This window comes from Citrobacter sp. S46_ASV_140, from assembly GCF_018919545.1.
Classification (GTDB): domain Bacteria; phylum Pseudomonadota; class Gammaproteobacteria; order Enterobacterales; family Enterobacteriaceae; genus Citrobacter; species Citrobacter braakii.
Genome location: NZ_JAHLRC010000123.1, coordinates 1 through 10,537 on the forward strand (window position 1 = coordinate 1; position 10,537 = coordinate 10,537).

Consider the following 10,537-nt stretch of genomic DNA (forward strand, 5'->3'; position numbering starts at 1 on the left):
GCGCTAATATTCACTGGGTGTGATCCCCGTTAAAAGACAGGAGGGTTTTTAACGTCTGGTAATGAACGTTTTATGACAAAGTAAGAATATTTTTAAAAAAGGATGTTTTTTTGTTTCTGTAATAAATGCGTCAAAATCTGCCGCTACGCTTGCTGATCCTGCGCAATAAAATTTCATGCTTTGTGCGCTGGTTGTTGGCAACCGGGGCCAGTCCTGCTAAAACGTTCGTTTGATATCATTTTCCCCAATTTTGAATGGCAGAGAATCATGAGTGACAGCCAGACGCTGGTGGTAAAACTTGGCACCAGTGTGTTAACGGGCGGATCGCGCCGCCTGAACCGCGCCCATATCGTAGAACTGGTTCGCCAGTGCGCGCAGCTCCATGCCGCAGGGCATCGTATTGTTATCGTTACCTCGGGCGCGATTGCTGCCGGACGTGAGCATCTGGGTTACCCTGAGCTCCCGGCAACGATAGCCTCGAAACAGCTGTTGGCGGCGGTAGGGCAGAGCCGATTGATTCAACTATGGGAACAGTTGTTCTCGATTTACGGTATTCACATCGGACAGATGCTGCTAACGCGTGCGGATATGGAAGACAGAGAGCGCTTCCTTAACGCCCGCGATACGCTACGCGCGCTGCTGGATAACAACATCGTTCCTGTCATTAATGAGAACGACGCCGTAGCGACCGCCGAAATTAAAGTCGGTGATAACGACAACCTTTCAGCGCTGGCGGCGATTCTGGCCGGGGCCGATAAGCTGCTGCTGCTGACCGATCAGCAAGGGCTGTTTACCGCCGATCCGCGCACCAACCCGCAGGCTGAGCTGATCAAAGACGTTCACGGTATTGATGATGCGCTGCGCGCCATTGCCGGTGATAGCGTCTCGGGTCTGGGAACCGGCGGTATGGGAACTAAACTGCAGGCCGCTGATGTTGCATGCCGCGCCGGGATTGACACCATTATTGCCGCAGGCAGCAAGCCGGGCGTAATTGGCGACGTGATGGAAGGCGTTTCCGTTGGGACGCGTTTCCATGCACAGGCCTCTCCGCTGGAGAACCGTAAACGCTGGATCTTCGGCGCACCGCCAGCCGGGGAAATTACCGTTGATGAGGGGGCGACCGCAGCGATTCTGGAGCGTGGCAGTTCATTACTGCCAAAAGGTATTAAAAGCGTGACAGGCAACTTCTCTCGTGGTGAAGTGATCCGCATCTGCAATCTCGAAGGGCGCGATATTGCCCACGGCGTTACCCGCTATAACAGCGATGCGCTGCGCCGTATTGCCGGACATCACTCACAACAGATCGACACCATCCTGGGCTACGAATACGGTCCGGTTGCTGTTCATCGCGACGACATGATTACCCGTTAAGGAACAGGCATATGCTGGAACAAATGGGCATTGCTGCCAAAGCTGCGTCATACAAGCTGGCGCTGCTCTCCAGTCGCGAAAAAAACCGCGTACTGGAAACGATAGCTGATGAGCTGGAAGCGCAAACGGAAAGCATCCTCAGCGCGAACGTACAAGATGTTGAGCAAGCGCGAGCCAACGGCCTGAGCGACGCGATGCTCGACCGCCTGGCGCTGACTCCGGCGCGTCTGAAAGCGATTGCCGACGATGTGCGTCAGGTATGTAATCTCGCCGACCCGGTCGGGCAGGTGATTGACGGCGGTCTGCTGGATAGCGGCCTGCGTCTCGAACGTCGTCGCGTTCCGCTGGGCGTGATTGGCGTGATTTATGAAGCGCGTCCAAATGTCACCGTTGACGTGGCTTCCCTGTGCCTGAAAACCGGTAATGCGGCGATCCTGCGCGGTGGGAAAGAGACGTACCGGACGAATGCGGCAACCGTGGCGGTTATCCAAAAGGCGCTGGAAGCCTGTGGTTTACCCGCTGCAGCCGTGCAGTCGATAGATAACCCGGACCGCGCGCTGGTCGCTGAAATGCTGCGTATGGATAAGTACATTGATATGCTGATCCCTCGCGGCGGCGCGGGTCTGCATAAGCTGTGCCGTGAGCAGTCGACTATCCCGGTCATCACCGGCGGCATTGGGGTCTGTCATATTTATGTTGATGATAGCGCGGAGATCGACCCGGCGCTGAAGATTATCGTCAACGCCAAAACCCAGCGTCCGAGCACCTGTAACACCGTAGAAACCCTGCTGGTGCATCAGGATATCGCTGCGCGTTTTCTGCCTGCGCTGAGCCAGCAGATGGCACAAAGTGGCGTCACGCTGCATGCCGACGACATCGCGCTGGCCACATTGCAGGCAGGGCCCGCTAACGTGGTTGCGGTGAAAGCCGAAGAGTATGACGACGAGTTTCTGTCGTTGGATCTGAACGTGAAAATCGTTACCGATCTGGACGATGCTATCACCCACATTCGCGAGCATGGGACCCAGCATTCCGATGCCATCCTGACGCGCACCCTGCGTAACGCCGATCGTTTCGTGAATGAAGTGGACTCTTCTGCCGTGTACGTTAACGCCTCTACTCGTTTTACCGATGGCGGCCAGTTCGGACTGGGGGCGGAAGTGGCAGTGAGTACGCAAAAACTGCACGCGCGTGGCCCAATGGGTCTGGAAGCACTGACCACCTATAAGTGGGTTGGCTTCGGTGACGACACGATTCGCGCGTAATTGAAAACGGGCGATGCCATAATAGGCCTATGATTTTCAGGTCTGTTAAGGCATTGCTCGGTTAATTCTACCTTTTACCCCGCTACCGCATTTGTTTTCTATCCTGTGTTTTATCATCATCCGCATCAGTCTGGTTTTTAGCCATGCGCTCCCTGGCGTTGAAAGACGACGTATCACAGAATTTTCCCTGCCAGCATGAATTTTCTGGGTCTGCGGCTCACGTATTGTTCCTATGGTCTAATCTATTAGAATCAGTCTCATTTTTATGAGGAGTAGTTGCGTGAAATCGGATATTCACAAACATAGCATTCCTGTTGTGCCACTCGGCAACCCGTTTCCCCCCCGCCATTGTTCACTGTGTCCAAAGGGCGCGGCGATTGATCGTGATAATCAATACCGATTAATAGACAAAAGAAGGAAGTTTAAAGCGGGGGAGATACTCGCCCGGCAGGATGGAGCCGCGGACATGCTTTTTGTTATTCACGAGGGGTACTGCACGTCCAGCGTGGAATGTGGTGATAACGATTTTATCAGTCGCTTTTATGTTCCGGGAGACATCATGGCGCTGGATGCTGTTGAGGGGGGGAAGTATCTGACAACGATCAAGGCTGCAACGGCTGCGGAGGTATGTCATATCGATATTGCGCGGTTGTTCAAGGCAGCAGAAAAGGAGCCGTCGGTTGCAGCGGCAGTCATCAAGTTTCTCTGCAGGGACAATGGATTCATTGTTGAAAAACTACGGCGTTATGCCAATAAACATGCTGAGGCCAGAATCGCCGCTTTCCTCGTGGAGTTTTACGAAATGCATTTACGTATTGGCAGGCCAGAAACGACGCTTCGCTTGCCATTCTCGCGGGAGGAAATTGCCAGTTATCTCGATCTTAAAATTGAAACCGTTAGCCGCTCATTAAAATCCCTCGAACATCAAAAGTTGATTAGCTTACATCGGGTCCGTACGGTAACAATTAATAGTTATTTGGGGTTAAAAGGTTTCAGCTAACGCTATCTTTGCCGTGCGTTATTTATCTCTTGATATTCCAGGAATATTCATTTTATATGGAAAATTCCTGGTTTTATTTATGTGGAATAATTATCAATTCGAATGATAATCCTACAGGTCAGCGCTATTTTTATAAGAATATTCCCCCTTAAATAAATATTTCATGAGAATTTTCTTGTGAAGTTAAAAAATTAGCATGATTGCAACAAATAATAAACATTATAGAGAGAGTATGTGGATGTTAATTATCTTTATGTTTTTTAAGGGTTTTACTCTTGGGCTATTTGTATGATCTTTTTGATATTTATCAAAAACTTAAAAAAGATGAATTGTTTGGTTTTTATTGTTTGTGTGGATAATAATTCTAAAAATGTACATATTTTAAGTAATTATATCTTAGGAAACTTCTTAGATAATGTTTTTTATAGGAAAATTCTTAGTTTTTTGTAATTTTTACGTTTTAGGGTTTGTTGAGATGTTACTTAATCCAAATGATAATTTTCTGGCGCGGCAATTCTGGCTCGCAATTAATGGAACCGCTGGAGTGACTTAATAATAAGACTCGGTGGTGAGTTTGTTCTTAGGAGAAGATAAAATGAAAAAAATATTATTAGTAACATCTCTGGCTTCTGTATTTGTTGCAGCAAATGCAATGGCAGATGTTACTGCTTCTGCAACAGCCTCGTGGGACGCGACGGCAACGAAAGATACCACCAGCATGTTGGTTGTCACCCCGCTGAACTCTTTAACTTTCCAGTATGCTGAAGGGCTGAATGCCTTCAACTCTCAGGACGGTGCTTTTGATGTGACGATTCAGGGTCAGGAGACGGCAACTGATTTTGAACTGACTGCTCAGATTATTAGTAACACTCTGATCAACGCCAGTGGTGATGCTTCTACCCTGAACGTAGGGGTGGCATGGAATGGCACTGCGCTGACTAATTCATCAGATACTGTCCTTGTTAACTCCAGCTCCACTTCTGGTCTTGAAAGCTTGATGGCTGATGGCGCTTATAACGGTGCCGATCGTGTCAGCGATCAATCCAACTTCAAATTCACCATCGCGTCAGCGACTTCTGATGGTAGTCAGACAGTAGCAGATTACTCTGCACTGCCAGACGGCTATTGGACTGGCGATGTAAAAGTACAGTTCAATGCAACCTGGACGACTCCGTCTGCCTAAGTAATAAAAAATTCGGGAGAATTTGTTCTCCCGAATTTATCAGGAATGGTGTCATGAAAAAATATTTACCGGCAGCGATGTTGGTAGGGTTAGTAGCATCTTTTCCCGGATGGGCAATTAATGTTGGTGAAATCACATCGATCATGACTTCTGCTGAGAGTTCATTATCGAAAGAAATTATCAATACGACAGATGCGGCGCGTTATGTCAGTGTTTCGGTAAAACAATTGTCATCACCTTTGGCGGGGGGAATCGAAATAAAGCCCGTTAATTCCGGAGAACTACTCTCTACACCTGCCAATCTTATTCTTCCAGGTCAGGCGAAGGATGTTTTTCGTTTCTTTTATAAAGGACCTGCAGATGATGTCGAGCGTTATTATCGTCTGCAATGGATAGATGAGCCGGTCACCGAGAGCGCGGAAACCCGGGCGAATAAAATGGCTGTTGCAACAGCGTCGGCTGAAATTGGCACTATCCTGGTAGTCGCGCCGCGCAAGGAGCGTTTTGAATATAGCCGAAATGGCGATGTTATTACCAATACCGGCAATGTTTCGTTTCGTGTGATCGCCTATGGGGCTTGTAAAGATAAGGCTCGCGATCGGGGACGAGGCTGTCGCGAACGTTATTACATTATGCCGGGTACAAAAATAAAATTACAGTTTACCGACATTAGTAATAGCCGTTCACGCATCGGTATCTGGCACGGTAAGCAGTTTATTACAGTGAAGTGATGGTCAATAGCAGGGATAAATAAAATTACCGGAATGTAAGGATGCAGATGACAACAACAAATATTGTCGGCGGTAGCATTTGTCTTTTTCTTGCGCTGACACCAGAATTTTCACATGCAGCCCCAGTAAAAGTGGGTAATTACGTTATCCCCAGCGCTTTCGCCCGTTCACTGGAGCAGGGAATGACGGTGCCGGTATATATTCGTTACCACGAGACTGACGAGAAAAGTCAGCAAAAAGTTGCCGATGCGGTGATTTCCCTTGTTGATGGCAATATTACGGTTAAAGCCCTGACTCTTGCTGAATTGCCCAATAATGCCGTGTTATCTGGAAAAACCCGCGCGTTGGTGGAAAAAATTCGTGATGTGAAGTTTCACGATAACACCAATATCGAGCTATCGAATGATGCACGTCTGCAACTCAACGTCTCCTCATTTCACCTGGAGATGATTGTCAGCAAAGATGCGTTAACTGAAGCGATTGTCGCACGTAGCAGCCTGCTTGGACCTTCCAGCGTGGAGACTCTCTCTAACGTCCTGAACTATAACTTTGGCACCTACTACAACGATTATCATAACGGCAGCAGTACCCGCAGCTATCTGACGATGGACAATACAACATCGCTGCGTGAACACCATGTCAACATTAACGGTTCGTTTTACGGCATAGGCGACAGCAACAGCACCAGTAAACTCTATCGCGCGATGTATGAGCGTGATTATGACGGATATCGACTGGCGCTCGGGATGCTCGACACCTGGAATGTCCAGTCTATTGCCAGCCTGAATGCGCTGAATGGTGGGAAAATTTACGGCGTAAGCTACGGAAACAAAGGAAGTACGGTTGTTGAGAATACCTCGCTTTCGCTCACGCCAATTACCGTATTTTTGCCAGCCGCTGGCGAGGTTCATGTATTTCGTGACGGGCGTTTGCTCAGCGTACAGAACTTTAATATGGGCAGTTATGAAATTGATACCAGTCGTTTCCCGTATGGTGTTTATGATGTCACGGTAGATATCGTGGTCAATGGCCGGACAATTAATAGTCGTATCAGTCGGGTTAATAAAATCTTTGCCCGCCAGCAGGCTGCCGGAATTGATCAGCTCTCATGGCAACTGTTTGGTGGCTCACTGGATTATGACCGTGTGAGTTATAAGCGAAACCACTATCAGGATTTAGGCAATGAGCAGACCTGGATTGCCGGCGGTGCCGCATCGGTGACGCTGGCGATATTGTCGGGGCTGGGCCTGAAATCTACGCTCTACGGTTTTGGAAACAATACGGTTAATGAAACGGATGTTACGCTCAATGTGAATGAATACGTAAGCATTGGCAATCAGATGCTGGTAGCGAACGATTCGTCATGGCGAAACATCAGTAATATCAATCTCAATATCCCCGAGGGATATGGTTCCCTTTGGGCATCTCGTGAAGACAGTAAAATTGGCGACCGTCTGTCCATGCAGGAGCGTGACAATTATTCCATTGGTGGCACTCTTAACCTCGGGAAGTTTATTCCTCACGGCGGCTCGCTTACCGTGAGCCAGACGGAGAATCGCTACTCGGGAAATAAATACCGTAACCTGGACTACAGCACGAACCTTTATTCAGGCAAGTATGCCACGGTTGGGTTGCGCGCAGGTATTCAGCGTTATTACTACAACAACCGGAATGACGATGGGCGACAGGAACGTTATGTCAGCCTGGATTTATCGTTGCCGTTGGCGTCCTGGATGAGCATGGGCGTCTCCCGGGATCGCTATGGCAGCACTCAGGGTAATCTCAGCGCGCGCAAGCAGTATGCTGAAGGCCCCATTAAATCGGTCGGATTGTCGGCTTCGACACGCCTGAGTGGCGAGCAGTATTACGACAATAATTACTCGGTAAACGGCAATCTGAGTTATGACACGAAATATAACGCCGGCACCGTATCGGTAACGCGTTCTGCGGACAACTCCACCAATATGAACTTCTCTTCTCAAGGTTCCCTGGCGTGGGCAGGAAAAGATTTCGGTCTGAGTAAAGAGAGGCAAAGGTCAGGCATTATTGTGAAAACCGATTTGACCGGCGAAGGGAAACTGGCTGCGAAGATTAATAACCGAAATTATCTTCTCAGCGGTAAATCAAATTTCATTGCACTGCCGCCTTATGCTCAGTACAAGCTGGAGATCCTCAATGATAAAAACTCTGAAGACAGCTTTGATATTGTTTCAGGGCGCAAACAGGAACTGACGCTATATCCGGGTAACGTGGGTGTTATCAACCCTGAAGTGAAAAGTATGGTCACCGTATTCGGGCGTATTCGTTATCCCGATGGGCAGTTAGCTGCAAACACCGATATTCATAATCACATCGGTAAAACGCGTACGGATGAAAAAGGGGAGTTTGCTATCGATATCGATAAGAAGTATCCAGTCATCACGTTAATTTCAGCCAATGGCAGCCTATGCGAAGCCGATCTCGATTTGGAAAAAGCACGCGGCGCAGCGTGGGTTGGTGATGTGAAATGTGCCACGCAAACCACGATGGCGCAGAGGTAATAAAATGAAAGTATTAATTAAAGTAGCTACTGTAATCTGTGCCGTGGGGAGTTTCACGCCTGCGCCTGCTTTGGCTTTAAATGCAGTATCTTCCGGCTCAGTCAGTAATAACTATTTGTTTATTGAAAATGCCATTGATAGTGAATACTTTATCACCCCCTCCGCACTCGATCCGCGTTTCAGCGGTTCAAACACATGGATAAAATACGGTACCTCTCAGGTGAGTCTCGGGTATTTAGGTTTTGTCATCTGGACTGCGCCAGGAAATTATTATCAGGACATGTGGATTGATAATTCCCCGATTAACGGGCCTTTTCGGGGGATCCGTTGTTATAGCGGCAGCCAGTGTCCATCAACTGGATTTATTGCCGGGCAAGGCACTGATAAAAACGGCTTTTATCATGCGCAGGTAGGATCTGTCGCAGGCGTTATTGGTGGCGCCTACGGATTCGCTTCCCTGACGGATACTGCCTATGAGTACTTTCGCAATGTGCCTACCGGTAGCAGCGAAACCTATGTGTTCAACCGTTGTTATACTTCCGTGGATTATGATTATTCTTCCGGGCAACGTTGCAAAGATCAATCGAAAGGATTATGGAATTACGTCAATTATACGTTAACCAAACGTGGTCATCTGTCACTGGTATCGACTAATGCATTTCAGGAACTTTGGGTTGCCAGCGACGGTACGCCGAGCATCACCAAAGACTCTGGTTATTGCGAGCTTGGCGTGGTAGGCAGAGAAGACGGCGTGATTTGCAAAATGGTAAATTATAACCTGCAACAAACCGCCAATCTGACCGCCTCTCTGACGTTTCGCGCTTATGTCGACACGGCGATGCTTGGTTTTACGCCTGGACCGGCCACCGTGAAATACTCCGGGAATGGTTCAAACTGGTATAACTATGGTACTTCAACTGCTTATTACAACGTTTTCACGACCTCTGGAGAGTACATATATATTTTTCTGTCAAAGGTATTCCTGAAAAAACTCGTCGATTCAGGAATCAGCATTACTAACACTCAACCGTTTACCTTCGGTTTTTATAATGGCTTAACACCTGAGTCAGGGCACTACCAGTTTACGCCTTCGCTACAGATCAATATTGTGCCGAAGGAGTATGGGATCAGTATCGTCTCTTCAGACAACACCGCTTCTGCGAGCGGCAGTGGCACGATTGGCGACGCCGCTCCTATAGAAATAGATTACACCGTGACAGTCTCCGGTCCTCGTCAGGCTGATAGCATTACCGCGCAAGTTATCGGAGAAAGTACGACGATAAACAGTGTGCCTTACTGTCTGTTTACCTCCCCTCAAGGCGGGCTGTCAGTCCCAATCCCCGCTTTTCTGCAGTACAACAGTCAGTCGGGGGGCGTGGTGAAGAAACGAAATAGCTGTAGTGAAGCAGCAATCAATATGAGCGATGCGCAGTGGCAACAGACGCCCTGGGACGCAAATAACAATGATGATGGAAGCTATTATGCTACTGATTTGAAACTGCTTTTCCCAATGAATGATTCACGGTCGATGTTAACTGTTTCCGGAACAGATTGGGAAGGTGTTGTCAGTGCCAGTGGAGAGATAAAAGTCACGGCGAATTGGGTGGGAGTGACGCCATGAACCGCTGCCGTTTGGTGTTTAGATGGGTATTTATCTTACTTTCCGGGTTGACTATATTCTCCGCACAGGCTGTCTACCTGGAGTCGACCATTTATGAGATGCCATCGGATAAATTATTTATCAGCAAACGGATCTATAACGATAGCCAGAAACAGAATTTGTACAGTATTGGCGCAGTAAAAATTGATAAGCCCGGACCGGGAGGTGAAAACAGAAGTGCCATTGCTGAAGGCGAACTTCTGTTTACGCCGCTGAATTTTTCACTGGCTCCGCAGGCGAGTGAGTTTTTTAAGATTTTCTACCGTGGACCGCAGGATGATAAAGAACGCTATTACCGAATTCTGTTTCGTGAAATGCCGATAACGCTGTTTACCGAGCGTAATCAAGGGAAAGGAGGGCAGGCTCTCCCGGTGATCGCTATGGACACCATATTGGTTGTTCGCCCGAGAAAAATGAATCTGGCCTACACCATTGATGAGGCAAACGGAACACTGAAAAACACCGGGAATACTTTTTTTAAAATCATCGTACACCTGGGGTGCAACTCAACCGATGATGAAGCCACCATGCGTTATGTGTTGCCGGGTGAAACCTGGCGTAGTAGCGAATTGAAATCAAAAAACCGGAAATTTATCGTTGCATTGCAGAAATACATACCAGTAGGTCAGGGGTGCTTCAAACTCAATCAATAGTAAGCATTAATTCTGATCCGATATGTCATGGTTAGATATCGAACCTATACTGTAACTGTCTTTATACAATGCAGTAATCAGCTCGGCACAGATGAAATTTTAGTCATTTGCACTCAACGTCACGGTAATTAAGA

8 protein-coding genes are annotated in these 10,537 nt (G+C 48.0%); all 8 read left to right on the forward strand.

From position 1 onward, the window contains the following. The first annotated feature begins 267 nt into the window (after positions 1-267). The 8 genes from proB to KQJ19_RS20005 all read left to right on the forward strand — a co-directional run bounded on the left by proB (position 268) and on the right by KQJ19_RS20005 (position 10,403). The gene (proB, locus tag KQJ19_RS19970; protein ID WP_003031373.1) at positions 268-1,371 is read left to right on the forward strand and encodes a glutamate 5-kinase; all 1,104 of its coding nucleotides are present in this window, start codon (positions 268-270) and stop codon (positions 1,369-1,371) included. 11 nt (positions 1,372-1,382) lie between these two features. After that, positions 1,383-2,636, forward strand: coding sequence for a glutamate-5-semialdehyde dehydrogenase (gene proA, locus KQJ19_RS19975; RefSeq protein ID WP_103765891.1), 1,254 nt, complete (start codon positions 1,383-1,385; stop codon positions 2,634-2,636). 280 nt (positions 2,637-2,916) lie between these two features. Next, on the forward strand, positions 2,917-3,636 hold the full coding sequence (locus KQJ19_RS19980; RefSeq protein ID WP_047498426.1) for a Crp/Fnr family transcriptional regulator: 720 nt from the start codon (positions 2,917-2,919) through the stop codon (positions 3,634-3,636). A 595-nt stretch (positions 3,637-4,231) separates the two neighbouring features. Further along, positions 4,232-4,819 carry a common pilus major fimbrillin subunit EcpA gene (locus KQJ19_RS19985; protein WP_046276283.1) on the forward strand — a complete coding sequence of 196 codons (588 nt, stop codon included), beginning with the start codon at positions 4,232-4,234 and terminating at the stop codon, positions 4,817-4,819. A gap of 53 nt (positions 4,820-4,872) precedes the next feature. Next, a complete protein-coding gene (locus KQJ19_RS19990) occupies positions 4,873-5,550 on the forward strand; it encodes a hypothetical protein (RefSeq protein WP_046276284.1) in 678 nt (225 codons plus the stop codon). A 47-nt stretch (positions 5,551-5,597) separates the two neighbouring features. After that, positions 5,598-8,090 (forward strand): CS1-pili formation C-terminal domain-containing protein, encoded by a 2,493-nt coding sequence (locus KQJ19_RS19995; protein WP_216404041.1) that lies wholly within the window; start codon positions 5,598-5,600, stop codon positions 8,088-8,090. 4 nt (positions 8,091-8,094) lie between these two features. Next, positions 8,095-9,711, forward strand: coding sequence for a fimbrial protein (locus KQJ19_RS20000; RefSeq protein ID WP_103765893.1), 1,617 nt, complete (start codon positions 8,095-8,097; stop codon positions 9,709-9,711). Next, positions 9,708-10,403 carry a fimbria/pilus periplasmic chaperone gene (locus tag KQJ19_RS20005; protein ID WP_103765894.1) on the forward strand — a complete coding sequence of 232 codons (696 nt, stop codon included), beginning with the start codon at positions 9,708-9,710 and terminating at the stop codon, positions 10,401-10,403. Before KQJ19_RS20000 ends, KQJ19_RS20005 begins: the two co-directional genes overlap by 4 nt. The last annotated feature ends 134 nt before the right edge of the window (positions 10,404-10,537 follow it).

Bases quoted from the DNA above. Each gene is read 5' to 3' on its own strand.
- KQJ19_RS19995 (WP_216404041.1), top strand. From the start codon at position 5,598: ATGACAACAACAAATATTGTCGGCGGTAGCATTTGTCTTTTTCTTGCG.
- KQJ19_RS19985 (WP_046276283.1), top strand. From the start codon at position 4,232: ATGAAAAAAATATTATTAGTAACATCTCTGGCTTCTGTATTTGTTGCA.
- KQJ19_RS20000 (WP_103765893.1), top strand. From the start codon at position 8,095: ATGAAAGTATTAATTAAAGTAGCTACTGTAATCTGTGCCGTGGGGAGT.
- proA (WP_103765891.1), top strand. From the start codon at position 1,383: ATGCTGGAACAAATGGGCATTGCTGCCAAAGCTGCGTCATACAAGCTG.
- proB (WP_003031373.1), top strand. From the start codon at position 268: ATGAGTGACAGCCAGACGCTGGTGGTAAAACTTGGCACCAGTGTGTTA.
- KQJ19_RS20005 (WP_103765894.1), top strand. From the start codon at position 9,708: ATGAACCGCTGCCGTTTGGTGTTTAGATGGGTATTTATCTTACTTTCC.
- KQJ19_RS19990 (WP_046276284.1), top strand. From the start codon at position 4,873: ATGAAAAAATATTTACCGGCAGCGATGTTGGTAGGGTTAGTAGCATCT.